13 protein-coding genes, 1 tRNA gene, 3 rRNA genes and 1 pseudogene are annotated in these 17,357 nt (G+C 37.9%); 9 read left to right on the top strand and 9 right to left on the bottom strand.

Translation table 11 applies throughout. The features are described 5' to 3' along the window. Window positions 1-35: 35 nt before the first annotated feature. From ILYOP_RS10250 to ILYOP_RS10225, 6 genes are all read right to left on the bottom strand, one after another. Entirely contained in the window at window positions 36-809 is a 774-nt protein-coding gene (locus ILYOP_RS10250) for a MetQ/NlpA family ABC transporter substrate-binding protein (protein ID WP_013388441.1), read from the bottom strand. 122 nt (window positions 810-931) lie between these two features. Beyond that, window positions 932-2,185 (bottom strand): FtsW/RodA/SpoVE family cell cycle protein, encoded by a 1,254-nt coding sequence (locus ILYOP_RS10245; protein WP_013388440.1) that lies wholly within the window; start codon window positions 2,183-2,185, stop codon window positions 932-934. A gap of 128 nt (window positions 2,186-2,313) precedes the next feature. Continuing rightward, window positions 2,314-2,389 (bottom strand) — tRNA-Asn (locus ILYOP_RS10240). 12 nt (window positions 2,390-2,401) lie between these two features. Further along, window positions 2,402-2,518 (bottom strand): 5S ribosomal RNA (gene rrf / locus ILYOP_RS10235). A 73-nt stretch (window positions 2,519-2,591) separates the two neighbouring features. Beyond that, window positions 2,592-5,523 (bottom strand): 23S ribosomal RNA (locus tag ILYOP_RS10230). A gap of 202 nt (window positions 5,524-5,725) precedes the next feature. Further along, window positions 5,726-7,247: ribosomal RNA gene (locus ILYOP_RS10225) — 16S ribosomal RNA — on the bottom strand. The 16S, 23S and 5S rRNA genes sit together here with 1 tRNA gene alongside, the layout of an rRNA operon. A 431-nt stretch (window positions 7,248-7,678) precedes the next feature. Between ILYOP_RS10225 and ILYOP_RS10220 the strand changes: the two genes are divergently transcribed. Genes ILYOP_RS10220 through ILYOP_RS10195 form a run of 6 tightly spaced genes read left to right on the top strand, consistent with a single transcriptional unit; the run spans window position 7,679 to window position 12,004 of the window. Further along, on the top strand, window positions 7,679-8,569 hold the full coding sequence (locus ILYOP_RS10220; RefSeq protein WP_013388439.1) for an RnfABCDGE type electron transport complex subunit D: 891 nt from the start codon (window positions 7,679-7,681) through the stop codon (window positions 8,567-8,569). After that, window positions 8,566-9,174: an FMN-binding protein gene (locus ILYOP_RS10215; protein ID WP_013388438.1), complete on the top strand. Its 609-nt coding sequence runs from the start codon at window positions 8,566-8,568 to the stop codon at window positions 9,172-9,174. The genes ILYOP_RS10220 and ILYOP_RS10215 overlap by 4 nt, the downstream gene beginning before the upstream one ends. Continuing rightward, entirely contained in the window at window positions 9,171-9,800 is a 630-nt protein-coding gene (locus ILYOP_RS10210; protein ID WP_013388437.1) for an NADH:ubiquinone reductase (Na(+)-transporting) subunit D, read from the top strand. The genes ILYOP_RS10215 and ILYOP_RS10210 overlap by 4 nt, the downstream gene beginning before the upstream one ends. 15 nt (window positions 9,801-9,815) lie before the next feature. Next, window positions 9,816-10,409 carry an NADH:ubiquinone reductase (Na(+)-transporting) subunit E gene (locus ILYOP_RS10205; protein ID WP_013388436.1) on the top strand — a complete coding sequence of 198 codons (594 nt, stop codon included), beginning with the start codon at window positions 9,816-9,818 and terminating at the stop codon, window positions 10,407-10,409. Between the two features lie 12 nt (window positions 10,410-10,421). Next, complete coding sequence (locus ILYOP_RS10200) at window positions 10,422-11,534, top strand: NADH:ubiquinone reductase (Na(+)-transporting) subunit F (RefSeq protein ID WP_013388435.1); 1,113 nt, start codon at window positions 10,422-10,424, stop codon at window positions 11,532-11,534. Between the two features lie 17 nt (window positions 11,535-11,551). After that, on the top strand, window positions 11,552-12,004 hold the full coding sequence (locus ILYOP_RS10195) for a hypothetical protein (RefSeq protein WP_013388434.1): 453 nt from the start codon (window positions 11,552-11,554) through the stop codon (window positions 12,002-12,004). A gap of 54 nt (window positions 12,005-12,058) precedes the next feature. Here ILYOP_RS10195 and ILYOP_RS10190 read toward each other — a convergent pair whose 3' ends face one another. Further along, the gene (locus ILYOP_RS10190; RefSeq protein ID WP_013388433.1) at window positions 12,059-13,156 is read right to left on the bottom strand and encodes a 6-phosphofructokinase; all 1,098 of its coding nucleotides are present in this window, start codon (window positions 13,154-13,156) and stop codon (window positions 12,059-12,061) included. 237 nt (window positions 13,157-13,393) lie between these two features. Here ILYOP_RS10190 and ILYOP_RS10185 point away from each other — a divergent pair, with 237 nt between their 5' ends. Together ILYOP_RS10185 and ILYOP_RS10180 are read left to right on the top strand one after the other, a co-directional pair. Continuing rightward, window positions 13,394-13,954 carry a manganese efflux pump MntP gene (locus ILYOP_RS10185; protein ID WP_013388432.1) on the top strand — a complete coding sequence of 187 codons (561 nt, stop codon included), beginning with the start codon at window positions 13,394-13,396 and terminating at the stop codon, window positions 13,952-13,954. 117 nt (window positions 13,955-14,071) lie between these two features. Further along, window positions 14,072-14,689, top strand: coding sequence for a nitroreductase family protein (locus tag ILYOP_RS10180; RefSeq protein ID WP_013388431.1), 618 nt, complete (start codon window positions 14,072-14,074; stop codon window positions 14,687-14,689). Window positions 14,690-14,940: 251 nt separating this feature from the next. Here ILYOP_RS10180 and ILYOP_RS10175 read toward each other — a convergent pair. Further along, window positions 14,941-15,714, bottom strand: a pseudogene (locus tag ILYOP_RS10175) (peptidylprolyl isomerase); the annotation flags it as partial. Between the two features lie 443 nt (window positions 15,715-16,157). On the opposite strand from ILYOP_RS10175, the gene ILYOP_RS10170 reads away from it, so the two are divergent. Further along, window positions 16,158-16,643, top strand: coding sequence for a GNAT family N-acetyltransferase (locus ILYOP_RS10170; RefSeq protein ID WP_013388429.1), 486 nt, complete (start codon window positions 16,158-16,160; stop codon window positions 16,641-16,643). Between the two features lie 172 nt (window positions 16,644-16,815). Here the strand turns inward: ILYOP_RS10170 and ILYOP_RS10165 are convergent, their stop codons facing one another. Then, window positions 16,816-17,346, bottom strand: a complete 531-nt coding sequence (locus ILYOP_RS10165) for a peptidylprolyl isomerase (protein WP_041921316.1) — start codon at window positions 17,344-17,346, stop codon at window positions 16,816-16,818. Window positions 17,347-17,357 lie beyond the last annotated feature (11 nt).

The following is a 17,357-nucleotide window of genomic DNA, read 5'->3' as shown; positions in this document are numbered from 1 at the left end:
ATTTACATCATTGTCAAATACTATTTTTAAATTATTCAGATAATAATTCCTCTATATTTTTTCTCAATCATATGCTTAACTTCACTTGACTTTAATATTTGATATAACCTTTTTATATGCTTTTTTTTCTTGCTTTTATATTTTCCAGCAAGAACATTTATATATTTTTCATTATACTCTTCTAAATAAAGAGAAGTTTCAAAAGAATCTGATTCTTTTTTTAAAACCTTATTTTCTTTTACAATTACTGCATCTGCCTGATCTATTACCCTTAGAAGATACTTGGGACTTATTTCTAAAAGTCTTATATTTCTTGGATTTTCCAAAATTTGATATTCATCATTCACTCTTATCAAACCTGTATTTTCTAGAAGTTTTAGAGCTCGAATCTTATCACTTTCAATGTTTGGAATTGCGATGACAATATTTTTAAACTCTTTTATACTACTGTATTTTTTTGAATATATCCCCATTCTTTCAAAATATACATCTCCATAAGAAACAATATTGGTGTTGTTTTCGGTGTTATACAAATTCAAAAAATCTTTATTTTGACAATAACTCACATCTATAACATCTTCTAAAAGATCAATATTAGGCTGAATATAGTCTGAATACTCTATTATTTCAAGTTCAAATTCTTCGTCTTTAAAATTATTTTTTATAAAGTTAAAAATTTCTGAAATAGAGTTGGAAGCAACACCTACCCTTAGAGTTATTTTACTTTCACTGTTCTTAAAAAATAAAAATTTTGCACTAGAAAAAGTAAAAAACAAAATAAAAATTCCTAAAAAAGCTGTTTTTCTCATAAAGTCACCTCTAGTTATTATAGCATAATTGTTAAAAAAATAAGAATTAAGTTTAGTGTTTTAGAAATATATATTCTCATAAAATTATTTATATCTAACTTTTAAATATAAACAGAATTTTATTAATAAGCACCGTATTTTTCTATTAGATTTTTTTTATTAACATTTAAAACTATTCCGAGTGCAGCAAAAACAGTTATTAACGAACTTCCTCCGTAGCTGAATATTGGAAATGGGATCCCAGTAACTGGCATAAGCCCTGTTACAACGAAAGAATTAATCAAAAGCTGTGTAAATATAAGACTTGCCATTCCTGCTACAAGATACTTTGCGAAATAATCTCTTGATTCAGCAGCTATTGTCATAGACAAACTAAATATAGTATAAAATAAAATTACTATCAATAGAACTCCTGCAAAGCCCCACTCCTCACCTAAAGAAGCTAGTATGAAATCTGTATGTATCTCTGGAAGATAGCTGTATTTTTGAACTCCATTGGCATATCCTTTTCCAAATATACCACCACTTCCCATTGCGATCAGAGATTGCCCCACTTGGTATCCTACATCATCTCCATATTCACCTTTCAAAAGGCCATCAAGATAGCTTTTTACTCTTTTTACCCTGTAGCCCACACCTTGAGTATCATTTATAAAATAGTAGATATAGCTTAAACCTGATATTAGTGTTGTCGATGCAATACCAATAAAACCAGCTATTATTTTTTTGGATATTTTAGATAGAAAAAGCATAAAAAAGAGTATCGATGTATAATGAATTACCGTTCCCAAATCCCCCTGCATTATTATTAAAAAAACAAATAAAAAGAATATAGGTGAAGTATTTAGTATTATCTCAAGATCTTTGAAATCTTTTTTTTCTCCATTTTCAAATAATTTTGCTAAAATTACTATATAAGGTATTTTCAAAAATTCTGCTGGCTGTACACTGAAGGGACCTAGTCTTATCCAACCTATAGCTCCATTGATTACCGGAACAAATTTAGGAGCAATCTTAGCTCCTATCAAAACAACTAACAAAAGGAATGTAGAGATACAGAGGAAAAATCTTATTATTGATTTTTTTTTATAAAAAGTATAGGGGATTTTATTTGTTATCACAAATGCTATTATTGCAACAACAAACCATATAAAATGCTTTATTAAAAACTGAAAAGATGAACCACCTCTATAACTATATGTTGCAGAGTAAAAACTGGCACTGACTATATTTAAAAGGCTTATACCAATAAAAATCCCCAGACATATCCATATTACAAGTCTTCTTGCCTTATTTTTTTTTATTTCCTTGTCCATGCTCAGTCTTTTCTCGATGGACATTTTTTCATAATACATACTTTGCTTTTCTATTTTCATCCATTCACACTCCAGTCATGAATTTTTTATGTAATTATACCATAAATTAATGTTTAGCAAAGTTTTCTTAAAAAGTAATTTTTCACAAATTTCTATAACTACTTTAAAAAGTCCAAAAAATAAAAAAATGGCGCTTCCAGCTGGACTCGAACCAGCGACAACGCGATTAACAGTCGCGCGCTCTACCAACTGAGCTATGGAAGCACATATTTAAAAGCTTGGCAAGTACCTATCCTCCCAGAGGGCTGCCCCTCAAGTACTTTCAGCGTATGCAGGCTTAACTTCTGGGTTCGGAATGTGACCAGGTGTACCCCTACAGCTATTCTCACCAAGCTGTTATCAACATTTATATATTGATATCATATTCTTTTGTCTGTCATGGACATTCAAAACTATATAGTAGATTTAGGTTAAGACTTCGACATATTAGTATTGGTCAGCTAAAAACCTCACGGTCCTTACACCCCCAACCTATCAACCTCCTAGTCTCGAAGGTGTCTTAGTTCATATAGAACAGAGTACTTATCTCAAAGCTGGCTTCCCGCTTAGATGCTTTCAGCGGTTATCCGTTCCAAACGTGACTACCCAGCTGTGCCACTGGCGTGACAACTGGTACATCAGAGGTTTGTCCATCCCGGTCCTCTCGTACTAAGGACAGATCTTTTCAATACTCTTGCGCCTGCAGTGGATAGGGACCGAACTGTCTCACGACGTTCTGAACCCAGCTCACGTACCGCTTTAATGGGCGAACAGCCCAACCCTTGGGACCTTCTCCAGCCCCAGGATGCGATGAGCCGACATCGAGGTGCCAAACTTTGCCGTCGATATGGACTCTCGGGCAAAATCAGCCTGTTATCCCCAGAGTAGCTTTTATCCGTTGAGCGACGACCCTTCCATTCGGAATCGCCGGATCACTATGTCCTGCTTTCGCACCTGCTCGACCTGTCAGTCTCGCAGTCAAGCTCCCTTATGCCATTGCACTCTTCGGTTGATTTCCATCCAACCTGAGGGAACCTTTGAACGCCTCCGTTACTCTTTCGGAGGCGACCGCCCCAGTCAAACTGCCCACCTAGCACTGTCTCCATGCGTACAAAGCACAGATTAGAATTTCAAAATTACGTGGTTGGTATTCCACCAGCGACTCACACACAGCTAGCGCCATGCCTTCATAGTCTCCCAACTATCCTATACACGTAATGCCAAAACCCAATACCAAGCTACAGTAAAGCTTCATGGGGTCTTTCCGTCCTACTGCAGGTAACCGGTATCTTCACCGGTAGTACAATTTCACCAGGCCTCCCGCCAAGACAGCTCTCAAGTCATTACACCATTCGTGCAGGTCGGAACTTACCCGACAAGGAATTTCGCTACCTTAGGACCGTTATAGTTACGGCCGCCGTTCACCGGGGCTTCAATTCGGAGCTCTCACTCCTCCTCTTAACCTTCCGGCACTGGGCAGGTGTCAGCCCATATACATCGCCTTTCAGCTTAGCATAGACCTGTGTTTTTGCTAAACAGTTGCTTGAGACTCTTCACTGCGGCCACCAATCGCTTTAGTTCGCTTGTAACTATCACAATCAGTGGCACCCCTTCTCCCGAAGTTACGGGGCCATTTTGCAGAGTTCCTTAGCGAGAGTTAGCCTGTACGCCTTAGGTTTCTCACCCTGAACACCTGTGTCGGTTTCGGGTACGGGCGGTTATAATTTAACGTTTAGAAGCTTTTCTCGGCAGCGTGGGATTTGCGCCTTCGTCCGAAGACTCCGCGTAACACCTCAGATATAACCTGGCGGATTTTCCTACCAAGTCACCCTACATGCTTGCACATGGACAACCGTCGCCATGCGCGCATACCCTTCTGCGTCCCTCCATCACAAACTATAACCGGCGCAGGAATATTAACCTGCTTTCCATTCGCCTACGCAATCTAGCCTCGGCTTAGGTCCCGGCTTACCCAGGGAAGACAAACTTTACCCTGGAACCCTTGTTCTTCCGGCGAGGGGGATTCTCGCCCCCTTTCTCGCTACTCATTCCTGCATTCTCACTTCTGATACCTCCAGGGTCCCTTATCAGTTCCCCTTCAACGGCCTACAGAACGCTCTCCTACCAATCCAACTTAAAAGTTGAATTCCACGACTTCGGTTTATAGCTTAGCCCCGTTACATTGTCGGCGCAGAGACTCTCGACCAGTGAGCTATTACGCACTCTTTAAAGGTATGGCTGCTTCTAAGCCAACCTCCTGGTTGTTACAGAATCTCCACCTCCTTTCCCACTTAGCTATAATTAGGGACCTTAGTCGGTGGTCTGGGCTGTTTCCCTTTTGACCATGGATCTTAGTACCCATAGTCTCACTCCTAAGCTCTAGAACTATGGTATTCGGAGTTTGATTGATTTCGGTAAGCGGTACGCCCCCTAGACCATTCAGTGCTCTACCCCCATAGTTGAACGCTTAAGGCTGCACCTAAATGCATTTCGGAGAGAACGAGCTATCTCCTGGTTCGATTGGCTTTTCACCCCTATACCTACCTCATCCCCCGGCTTTTCAACGACGGTGGGTTCGGACCTCCACTGTGTCTTACCACAGCTTCATCCTGGACAGGCATAGATCACCAGGTTTCGCGTCTACGACCAGCGACTGTATCGCCCTATTCAGACTCGGTTTCCCTACGGCTCCGTTATACTTAACCTTGCCACTGATCGTAACTCGCAGGATCATTCTCCAAAAGGCACGCCATCAGTCCGAAGACCTCTGACCGCTTGTAAGCACACGGTTTCAGGTTCTATTTCACTCCCCTCCCGGGGTTCTTTTCACCTTTCCCTCACGGTACTATTCACTATCGGTTAACAAGAGTATTTAGCCTTACGAGATATGGTCCTCGCAGATTCACACAGGGTTTCACGTGTCCCGTGCTACTCGGGAGAGAACACACAACTTAAAGAGTTTACCTGTACGGGGCTATCACCCGCTACGGCGGAACTTTCCAATTCCTTCCAGTTACGTCTTTAAAATTGCCGGATACCTTGTAGTTCTCCAGGCGTTCTTCCCACTACCCCAATACAGCAACGGCTACATCCTTGACACTGTATTGATTTAGGCTCATCCCCGTTCGCTCGCCGCTACTTAGGGAATCGTTTTTACTTTATTTTCCTCGGGTTACTTAGATGTTTCAGTTCACCCACTTACCTCTTTCGCGCTAGATCTTCAATCTAGCAGGTTGCCCCATTGGGAAATCTGCGGATCAATGCTCAATTGCAGCTAACCACAGCTTATCGCAGCTTATCACGTCCTTCATCGGCTCTTGTTACCTAGGCATTCTCCGTGTGCCCTTAATATCTTAACCTAAATTGTTCATCAGCTAACTCTCTTTCTTGACAAATTTTACTTCGAATGAAATAAATCCATCCTCGAAAATTTCTTCAGAAAAAAAATTTTATGTTGATTTCTCTACTATATAGTTTCCAATGTCCATCTCAGTAATTATTCAAACCTTTACAGGAAAGAACAATACCAAATAAATAGAGAAGGTCGTCTGTGCTCCTTAGAAAGGAGGTGATCCATCCGCACGTTCCCGTACGGATACCTTGTTACGACTTCACCCCAATCGCTAATCACACCTTAGGAACATCCCTCCCGTAAACGGGTTAGGCCTGCTACTTCAGGTGCAACCAACTCTCGTGGTGTGACGGGCGGTGTGTACAAGACCCGAGAACGTATTCACCGCGACATTGCTGATTCGCGATTACTAGCGATTCCAACTTCACGCAGTCGAGTTGCAGACTGCGATCCGAACTAAGAACAACTTTCTGAGATTGGCTCCCCCTCGCGGGATCGCTACCCTCTGTATTGTCCATTGTAGCACGTGTGTAGCCCAGCCCATAAGGGGCATGATGACTTGACGTCATCCCCACCTTCCTCCTGCTCGTCGCAGGCAGTCTCGCATGAGTCCCCAACTTAATGATGGTAACATACGATAGGGGTTGCGCTCGTTGCGGGACTTAACCCAACATCTCACGACACGAGCTGACGACAGCCATGCACCACCTGTCACCAAGTTCCTCCGAAAAGGCACCTAAGCATCTCTGCCTAGTTCTTGGGATGTCAAGGGCTGGTAAGGTTCCTCGCGTTGCGTCGAATTAAACCACATGCTCCACCGCTTGTGCGGGTCCCCGTCAATTCCTTTGAGTTTCATACTTGCGTACGTACTCCCCAGGCGGATCACTTATCGCGTTAGCTTGAGCACGGAGGTTCGACCCCCCACACTTAGTGATCATCGTTTACGGCGTGGACTACCGGGGTATCTAATCCCGTTTGCTCCCCACGCTTTCGCGCTTTAGCGTCAGTATTCATCCAGTGAGCTGGCTTCCCCATCGGCATTCCTACAAATATCTACGAATTTCACCTCTACACTTGTAGTTCCGCCCACCTCTCTGATACTCTAGCCTTCCAGTTTCCAACGCAATACGGAGTTGAGCCCCGCATTTTCACATCAGACTTAAAAGGCCGCCTAGACGCGCTTTACGCCCAATAATTCCGGATAACGCTTGCGACATACGTATTACCGCGGCTGCTGGCACGTATTTAGCCGTCGCTTCTTCTGGTGGTACCGTCACTTTCTTCTTCCCACCTGAAAGCACTTTACGATCCGAAGACCTTCATCGTGCACACAGAATTGCTGGATCAGACTTTTAGTCCATTGTCCAATATTCCCCACTGCTGCCTCCCGTAGGAGTAAGGGCCGTGTCTCAGTCCCCTTGTGGCCGATCACCCTCTCAGGCCGGCTACCCATCATCGTCTTGGTAGGCCATTACCCTACCAACTAACTAATGGGACGCAAAGCTCTCCTCTAGCGCATATAGCCTTTCATAGTTCCACGATGCCGCAGTTCCATAATATCCGGTATTAGCTGTCGTTTCCAACAGTTGTCCCAGTCTAGAGGGCAAGTTCTTTACGCGTTACTCACCCGTCCGCCACCGTACTATCACCCGAAGGTGAATTCCAGTCGACTTGCATGTGTTAAGCATTCTGTCAGCGTTCATCCTGAGCCAGGATCAAACTCTTCATTCAAAAAGTTTATTTAAATCTCTTGCGAGATTATTAACACCTAACTGTGTCCAAATCTTGTTTGGACTTCTTTGTCATCTATGATGACGATTTTGACTTCCTTCTCTATTTAATTGCTAATGTCCTTTTGTTTTTCTCTGTGCAGCTCTCTCGTGCACAAGGAGTATAATATCACAGTTGAAAACATGCGTCAACATTTTTTTTATTTTTTTCACCCGTCTTTAATTATGCCTTAAATACTGTATAAATATCAAGAAAATTTCTAGTTTTTATTTTTAAATTTCCTTTTTTCACTTTTGTACAGCTAAAATTTGATTCAATCTAAATAAGTTCTTAAAAATAATATTTATAAACTTTCAAAGGAATATTTCAAATTGTATGTATTAATTATTAATATAGAAATAAAAATTAATAACTGAATTGGAGGGATATATGTGTTTCAAAAACAAATAATGATGAGAAAAGTAATGTACTCACTAATACCCATTTTTATTATATCCATTTATTTATACGGCCTCAAAGCCATAAGCTTAATTGCTGTTTCTTTTTTCTTTGGAATAACCACAGAATATTTCTTCCTAAAAAAAAGGAATAAAAAAGTAACCGAAGCCGTTCTCGTGACATGTGCTTTATACTCTCTGTCTATGCCACCGGGAATACCTCTTTGGATTGCTGCTATCGGAATAATATTTGGAGTCTCTATGGGAAAAATGGCCTATGGTGGTTTTGGACGTAATATATTTAATCCAGCTATTACAGGGAGGCTCTTTATATATATAGCTTTCCCCAACATGGCAAATAAATGGCTTATTCCCGGAAATTTTGGACTAACAGATGGAACAGCTGGTGCAACCCCCCTTGAAATTTTAAGAAACGGGGGAATTCCAAAGATAACAGATCTTCTTTTAGGTACTAGGCCCGGTTCACTAGGTGAAAGTTCAGGAATTCTGATAATAATTGCTGCAATATATCTCCTCTATACCAAAACAGCCAGCTGGAGATCCATGGGAGCAACTTTGATCGGTTATCTTATGGTTCAGACCTTTTTATATTACTTTGGATTGGGTGCTAACCCCCTATATGGTATTTTTTCAGGAAGTCTCCTTTTTATCTCTATATTCATGGTGACTGATCCGGTTTCATCTCCCAAAAAAAATAATTCCCTTTTTCTCTACGGATTTCTCATAGGTTTGTCTGTCGCCCTTATAAGAAGCTTTTCCCTTTTTCCAGAAGGAACTAGTTTTGCAATTCTTTTAGGAAATACCTTTGCACCTTTAATGGATGAAATCATAGGGAAAGTAAAAGTCAAAGAGGTGAAGTCATGAAAAAAGATTCTCTGATATATACTGTTACCTTTAGCTTTATTATTACTTTTGTTTTTGTATTTATTCTTGCTGTCGCCTATGAAGGAACGGCTGAAAGGGTAAAAAGACATCAAAAAATTTCTGAAACAAGAGCCTATTTATCTGCCTCAGGAATAAAATTAAACCCTAATGAAGATCCACAGGTTAAATTTTCTGAAATTTTTGGAGGTGATTTCAAAGATAAGGAAGTATTAACTGCCAAGATAAACAATGAAAACATCTTCCTTTCGAGAATTTCAGGAAAAGGCCTTTGGGGAACTATTTCTGGTGTCATTGCTGTCAATAGTAGCATTGATAAAATAATCGGAATAGAGATCACATCTCATTCTGAAACTCCAGGCTTAGGTGGAAGAATAGAAGAATCGTGGTTTTTAAATCAGTTTAGAGATGAAAAAGTTCCAGACAACATAAGTATAATTATGGGAACTGGACGTGGGGATACTGTTTCAGATAATGGCCTGGTTGACGGGATAACTGGAGCCACTAGAACCAGTGAATCAGTAGAAAATATAATCAATAAAAAGCTTTTACAGCTGAGAAATTTAAAAAGGAGGGGTGAGATTTGAATACCGCTAAAAATTTAGCCAAGGAAAATATATGGAACAACAACCCTGTTTTTGTTCAGATATTAGGTATATGTTCTACCCTCGCAGTTACCAACAATCTAACTAATACCTTTATAATGACTGTGTCAGTTACCTTTGTAACTGCTTTCAGCAACTTGTCAGTTTCCATTCTGAAAAATTATATACCTAGAAAAGTCAGAATGATAATGCAAACTCTTATCATCGCATTTTTTGTAATAATAGTAGATATAATGTTAAGGGCCTATCTTCCGGATATAAGCAAATCTCTCGGACCATACGTAGGTTTAATCATCACCAACTGCATTATAATGGGTCGAGCTGAAGCTTTTGCTCAGTCGAATTCTCCTCTCATCTCCTTTTGGGATGGTATAACTTCCGGTATAGGATATATGTGGGTACTTATGATCATAGCATTTTTTCGTGAACTATTGGGATTTGGAACCTTGTTCGGAATAAAAATCTTAAGCAGTGAATTTACTCCTTGGACTATTATGGTCATGGCTCCCAGTGCATTTTTTATCCTTGGTATTCTCATATGGATAGTCAAAACAAATATGATGAGACAGGATGAAAAAAACGAAATTCCCGCAAAACAAACTAATTAAAAATGGAGGAAAAAAATGATACCTGATATACATCCTTTTACCCTTTTTTTGGCTTCTATTTTCACAAGTAATATACTTCTTGCAAATTTCCTAGGTATGTGTTCTTTTATATCAATATCAAAGGATATGACATCATCAAACGGTCTCGGTATGGCTGTCACAGGAGTTCTTACTCTTACCTCTATGATAAACTGGGTAGTTTTAAAATATATTCTAATTCCATTAGACCTTCTTTATTTGAGATTTATAGTTTTTATAGTAGTCATTGCAGCTACAGTACAGATTCTTGAGATGCTAATAGATCGTCTTTCTCCGAGCCTCTATATTGCCCTAGGAATATTTCTGCCTCTGATTACAGTAAACTGCGCCATCCTGGGTGTGACTCTTTTTATAGAAATAAGAAATTACAGCTTTATTCAAACAGCTTCCTATGCTTTTGGTTCAGGATTAGGCTGGTGGCTTGCTATAATGGCCCTTTCAGCAATACAAAAGAAAATTAAAAACTCACCTGTTCCTGCAGGTCTTGAGGGGCCCGGCATTACTTTGGTCACAATAGGATTTATGGCAATGGCATTTATAGGTTTTTCTGGAATGCTTATCGTTCAATAGGGAGGTATTTTAATGGATTTTTTAATTGCTCCTCTGACTGTGGCGGCAATAGCCGGCGGATTGGCAGCCCTTATATCTGCAGTTGATAAGGTGGTAAATAACTACGGAGATGTAAAAATTGATATAAACAACGGTAAAAAAGAGCTTGAAATAAAAGGCGGAGAAGCACTTCTCTCCTCTTTGTCTTCAGAAGGTATATACCTCCCCTCTGCCTGCGGAGGACGAGGAAGTTGTGGAGCTTGCAAATGCCAAATTGAAACAGATGTAGGACCCGTTCTTCCGACTGAATTTCCATATCTTTCAGATGAAGAAAGGGCAAATAACACTAGATTGGCCTGTCAGGTAAAAATAAAAAAAGATCTTAGCATCATGATCCCTGAAGAACTTTTTAATGTAAAGCAGTTTACAGGAAGTGTTCTAAGTATAAAAAACATAACTCACGACATAAAGGAAGTACTTGTAGATATAGGAGAGGAAACAATCGAATTTACTTCTGGAATGTATATACAGCTAATTGTTCCTCCCTACGGAAAAATTAAAGACTACAATCAAAGAGCCTACTCCATCTCTTCTAGTCCCTCTGATAAAAACAAAATTGAGATGCTCATAAGACTGGTCCCAGGAGGTATTGCCACAACATGGGTTCATAATTTTCTCAAAGAAGGCGATAAAATAGAGCTTGTAGGTCCCTTCGGTGAATTTCAAAAGCAAGAAACCGATGCTGCTATGATCTGCATTGCAGGAGGCTCTGGTATGGCTCCCTTTAAATCTATTTTATATGATATGTTTGAAAAGGGCGAAACAGAAAGGGAAGTTTGGTACTTTTTTGGAGCTCGTACTTTAAAAGATCTTTTTTACTTGGAGGAGATGAGAGAGCTAGAGGCAAAATGGAAAAACTTTCATTTCATTCCAGCCTTGTCTGAGCCTCAAGAAGATGAAAAATGGACTGGAGAAACTGGCCTCATAACAGATATTTTGGATAAATATCTAAAAGAAAAAACATCTCATATAGAAAGCAAAGAGGGCTATCTCTGTGGAAGTCCGGGAATGATAAATGCCTGTATTGAAGTTTTTGACAGCAACGGAATCTCTGAAGATAAAATTTATTATGATAAATTTGCATAGAAAGGAGGATTTTTAGAATGAAGATGACCCCGTATATGATAAAGGCTCAATCAAATATGCTACCTGGGAAAATAACAGCCGAAGGATTTTTAGGAGATGAAAAACTAAACTTAAACGAAATAATCACAAGAGATGAAGGAGAGATGATAAGACTCGGTATGAAATTTCAAACTGTGTCAGATCTATTGAGGGATCTTATGCACAAGGGAGAGCATGCTCTAGGGGAACCTGTTACCATAGAAGATAAATGGATCGTACAGACTATAGAGGCTAGAGGAAACCTTCCATGTCCATTTGAAGACGGAATATTTGAAAAAGTAACTGTGCAGTTAAAACTTATCTCCTCTGAAGAAACTATTATCTATACAGACCTTTCATTGCATCTTTTAGAAAAACATCATTTTCTCCAGGGAAAGGGATCACCTTTTAGAATTGAACCGATGAAAATTAAAAGAATTCTATGTCAGTAAACAAGTTCACCTCTATACGTTGATCGTATAGAGGTGAACTTGTTTTTATCAATATCAATCTCCAAAACATATTCCTACAGACCTTCCAGTGTGCACTAAATAGGAATTTTTGCCTACAAATTTATAATTTGATATGGCTTCCTCGATAGGTACAGATGTTATTGTAGAATTTTTTACTGATACCATCTTGCCATACTCCTTATTTAGAACCAATTCAAATGCCTTTACACCAAACTCAGTGGCAAGAACCCTGTCAAAGGCCACAGGTGTCCCACCTCTCTGAAGATGACCTAGTACAGTAACTCTTATATCTTCCTCACATCCTGCTTTTTTCAGTTCATCTGCCAGTTTATAGGCCACACCACCTAGCATGGGGTTTTCATAGCCAGCTTCATTGCTTTTCCTGCTGTATACCTCACCACCGACTCTTTTAGCTCCCTCTGCTACAACGATAAGTGCAAACCCTTTCCCATTATCAAACCTTTCCTTTAATCTCTTTACAATTTTGACCGGATCATATGGTATCTCAGGTATAATACACACATCTGCTCCTCCTCCTACAGAGGAATGAAGGGCTATCCAACCTGCATCTCTTCCCATTACTTCCATTATAAGCACTCTGTTGTGGCTAGCAGCCGTTGTTACCAGTTTATCAACCGATTCTGTGGCAATTTGCACAGCAGTCTGAAAGCCAAATGTATAATCTGTAGAGAAAAGGTCATTGTCAATAGTCTTTGGAACTCCTACTATGTTCAGTCCTTTTTTATAGAGTTCATATGATATCTTTTGTGAACCATCCCCCCCTATACTTATTACCGCCTCTATACCCAACTCTTTCAATTTTTCAATCATCTTATCTGATCTGTCCTCAGTTGTCCATGTCCCATCCCCTTTTTTTACAGGCCATGCAAAAGGTCCTCCTTTGTTTGTAGTACCTATTATTGTTCCTCCTCTGAAATGTATCCCTGCAACAGCCTTCTTGTCTAATATAACTATCTCTTCAGGCTCTTTTAAAACCCCGTTAAATGACTGTATACTGCCGACAACTTCCCAATCTTTCTCCTGAGAGGCCCTTTTTACAATTGCTCTTATCACTGCATTTAGTCCGGGGCAATCTCCACCGCCTGTCACTACCAACACTCTTTTTTTCATAATCATTCAGCTCCTCATTAATTTTCAATAAAAAATCTCTTTTATTTATTTCCCCAAAACTGCAGTTTCTCCAAAAATAGTTAAAATTCCAATTAAGGTATCCATGATTTTATATACACCAAATGACTATTTATCCTATTTTTTATTGTTTATGATAAGATTTTATAGTAAAATATTTTTATAGCTTGTCTTTTAAAACCAAAAAATTTTTATTTATTTTATTTATAGGGGGATTATATGACTTTTTCAACTCTTTTTTTTATCTCCGTAGGTCTGGCGATGGACGCCTTTGCCGTTTCTCTTACTGAAGGAATGGCCTTGAAGAAAAACCATATAAATCATATTTTTAGAGTTGCCTTTGTCTTCGGGATTTTTCAGGCTCTTATGCCTCTTTTAGGATGGTTTATAGGGGGACTATTTTATGACATGATTTCAAAATATGAGCATTGGGTAGCCTTTGGACTTCTTGCTTTTGTTGGGGGGAAAATGCTCTTAGAAGCCTGGGAAAACCAAAAGTGTGAAACTGAAGGAAAATGTGATGTTTCTTCAAATATCATATTACTAGGTATTGCTACCAGTATTGATGCCTTAGCAGTAGGATTTTCATTTTCTCTTCTTCCAGGATTAAATATTTATTCTACAATCTTTATCATCGGAATAATCACATTTATTATATCCTCTGCAGGAGTATACATGGGAAATAAAGCCGGACAACTTTTGGGCTACAAGGCCGAATATGCAGGAGGCTTTATCTTAATCGGAATGGGATGTAAAATATTATTTGAACACATAGCGTGAAATTAGCTGCCTCTCAAGGCAGCTTTTTTTATACTTTTAAATATTGAATTTCGAAGGAAAAACCTCCTTTTAATGGTAAAGTCACATATCCAACTTAATTTTAGGAGGTTATTAACTATGGAATTTGAAAAATTATTAAAAGAAAGAAGATCTGCAACTTTTTTTGATAAAAACAAAGAGCTTGCTGATAATCTTATAAAGGAAATTATAGACCTATCGACTTTAGCTCCATCAGCATTCAACACCCAGCCATGGGAACTAATAATAGTAAAATCATCAGAAGCCCGAAAAGAACTTTATGAAAAAGCATGTAATCAGCCAAAAGTTTTAGAGGCTCCTGTTACTATAGCTATAGTAGGCAAAAAAAATGGATATAAAAGAGAAAATCCAATATGGGATGAAAAAATAAAAAATAAGACTCTAAACAGCGAGTCTCTACAAGCTTATATGGATATGTGTGAAAATAAACTTTATAATAGTGATGTTAAAAAAAATGCCTATGCTGTGAGAAATGCCTCTCTATTTGCAATGACTCTTATGTTTGTGGCAAAATCTAAAGGCGTGTCTACGCACCCTATGATAGGTTTTAGCGAAGAGGCGGTAAAAGAACTTTACTCTATCTCTGAAGATAAGGTTGTGGTAATGCTTATTTCAATGGGATACTTCAATGAAGAAAAAAAACTTTTTCCAAGAGAGAAAAGATTTTCTTTCGATAAAATTTCAAAAGTATACTAATAAGTCTTGCTGACTAAATAAAGAGGACCTGAAAATTTCAGGTCCTCTTATATCTAATTTTAATTCCAAAACTTTAATTTCTGCCAAAAACTTTTCTCACCGGTTTCTGTAGTATTTATATTATCTGTCTCAACTTCGCCCTCTATACCATCAGAAGACTCTCCTGAGATTTGTAACTCCCCATCCTCGATGGGATAGATATCATCAGTTTTACCAGATATGTCTTCTGTACCAGATTTTTTCTCCTTGAATTTCTTTTCAACTGATCTTAGAAATCTTGGGATTAAACTTTCTTTTTTTTCTTTGGTTTTTTCTTCTTTTACAGCATAAATTTTTTCAAGCTCTTCTCTATACTGTGCTGCCTGCCCACCAAATTCTTCAGGATTTTTAATTGGATATTTTTTTAGATTCGGAAATTTCTCATCAAGAACACTATTCCACTTCTCTATATCATCTTTATATAAAGAAAGTAGGAAGTCAATATTCCCAGCAAACTTTATCTCTTTTATTACATCTCCGTATTCCAATTTTTGCATCACTTCAAAATCCTTATCAGCCACATACTCTCCAAAAATTGTATGTTTTCCATTAAGCCAATCTGCCGGATAAAGGGTTAAAAAATATTGTGAGCCTCCTGTACCTGGCCCTGCATTGGCCATCGCCAGCATACCCTGCTGATAAAAATCAAGCCAACTTACTGTCTCGTCTGGTATAGTGTATCCAGGCCCTCCCTTTCCAGTTTCAGTAGGGTCTCCAGCTTGTACGATAAAGTTGTCCACTGCTCTGTGGATTTTATTATCATTGTAGTAGCCCCTCTGAGCCAGATTTATGAAGTTTACCACTGTGATCGGTGCAGCCTCAGGATACAGATAAAAATTTATTTCTCCCTGGCTGGTTACAAAAGTAGCTCTTATATCATTATATTTCACTGCATTCATCTCATTGTCCATTTTTTTTAAATATGAGCACCCACTCATCAAAAATACTGCCATTACAAGGGCTGCAAATGTAAATAGTCTTTTCATCTTGTATTTTTCCTCCCTTAAACTCTTTGATTTTAATTTATTATACAACATTTCATGATAAATATAAATTTTTTTAATAAAACTACTGTTTTTAGACGAAAATGTCTAAAAAAAAGTTTTAAACTACACTATTTATTAAAGATTTAATTTCTGTAATTTAAAATTCAAAAATCAACGTTTCTTTCATCCTCAGATACCAGCTCAAAATACTTTAAAATTATTAGAGAGATAGATACTCAAATCTGCATTAAATTTCTTTATAATAAATTAATCAGAAAAAAAATATCTTTTAGATTCATATTTTCCACTTGAGGCCTTTTTATTTGCTCCTTTTAATGGTAGAATAGTTCTGTTGATTTTTTATATTTATAATTTGTGTAAAAAAAATTACACGATTTCAAATATAACTTTTAAGCATAATTACCCTTTAGGGAGGACTTATAATGATTATAAGATACGTTGAAGATAGAGATGCTGAGAGCATCGCAGAGATATACAACTACTACGTTGAAAATACAACCTTTACAGGTGACGAAACTCCTTTCTCAAAAGAACACATGAAAAATAAAATTAAAGATATTTCAAAAGACTATCCCTGGCTTGTTTTAGAAGAAAATTCTCAAATTCTTGGTTATATATATCTCAATCAATGGAGATTTAGAAGTGCCTATAGACATTCTGCAGAACTTTCTGTATATATTCGAAATGGTGTAAGAACCAATGGCCTAGGATCAAAACTCTTTAGCTCTTTATTAAAAGAATTAAAGAAAAAAAACTTACATACTATAATAAGTGCCATTGTACTTCCAAATAATGCCAGCATTAACCTTCATGAAAAGTTTGGATTCAAAAAGGTGGCACATTTTAGTGAAGTTGGATATAAATTTGAAAAGTGGCTCGACCTAGGCTACTGGGAACTTGTTTTATAATTTTTTCTAAAATTCACCTTTAATAAAACCAAAAACTTATTTTTATAAATTAGTTTAAATCAACTATAATATAAATTTAAAAATAAAAAATCCCCCTAGAAGTCTTAAATCTAAGGGGGTTTTTATTTCAACATATAAAAAACCCTCAGGAAATTTCCCAAGGGTCAAATTATTAATAATATTTAGGAAGATCAGGAAAAGTTTTTTCAAGTGTTTCATTAAGTTGATTTAAAGTTTCCTTATTTTTCTCTATATACTCTTCTACGTCTCCGGTAATAACTATAGTTTTTATTTTATCTCCTTGAGTTATAGCATCTACAACTTTTTGGTCTTCTTCACTAACTACTTCACCGAAAATACTGTGCTTATAGTTTAACCAAGGTGTTTCAACATGTGTAATAAAAAACTGAGACCCATTTGTGTTTGGGCCTGCATTGGCCATAGCTAAAATTCCCTTTTTATCAAAAACTACACCCTCTTTGAATTCATCTCTGAAGTTGTATCCAGGACCTCCTGAACCAGTACCGGTAGGGTCTCCACCTTGCACCATAAAGTCATTTATAACTCTATGAAATTTCAGGCCATCATAATAACCTCTTTTAGATAAATTTACAAAATTTAAAACTGTCACTGGTGTTACTTGAGGGAAGAGTTTTATATTGATATCTCCCTTGTCTGTTTTTATGCAAGCTTGTAAGTTAATGTTTTCCACTA

The sequence above is a fragment of the Ilyobacter polytropus DSM 2926 genome (assembly GCF_000165505.1).
GTDB lineage: Bacteria > Fusobacteriota > Fusobacteriia > Fusobacteriales > Fusobacteriaceae > Ilyobacter > Ilyobacter polytropus.
The sequence above is the reverse complement of the archived record's forward strand: the minus strand, read 5'-3'. Positions and strand labels throughout refer to the sequence as shown.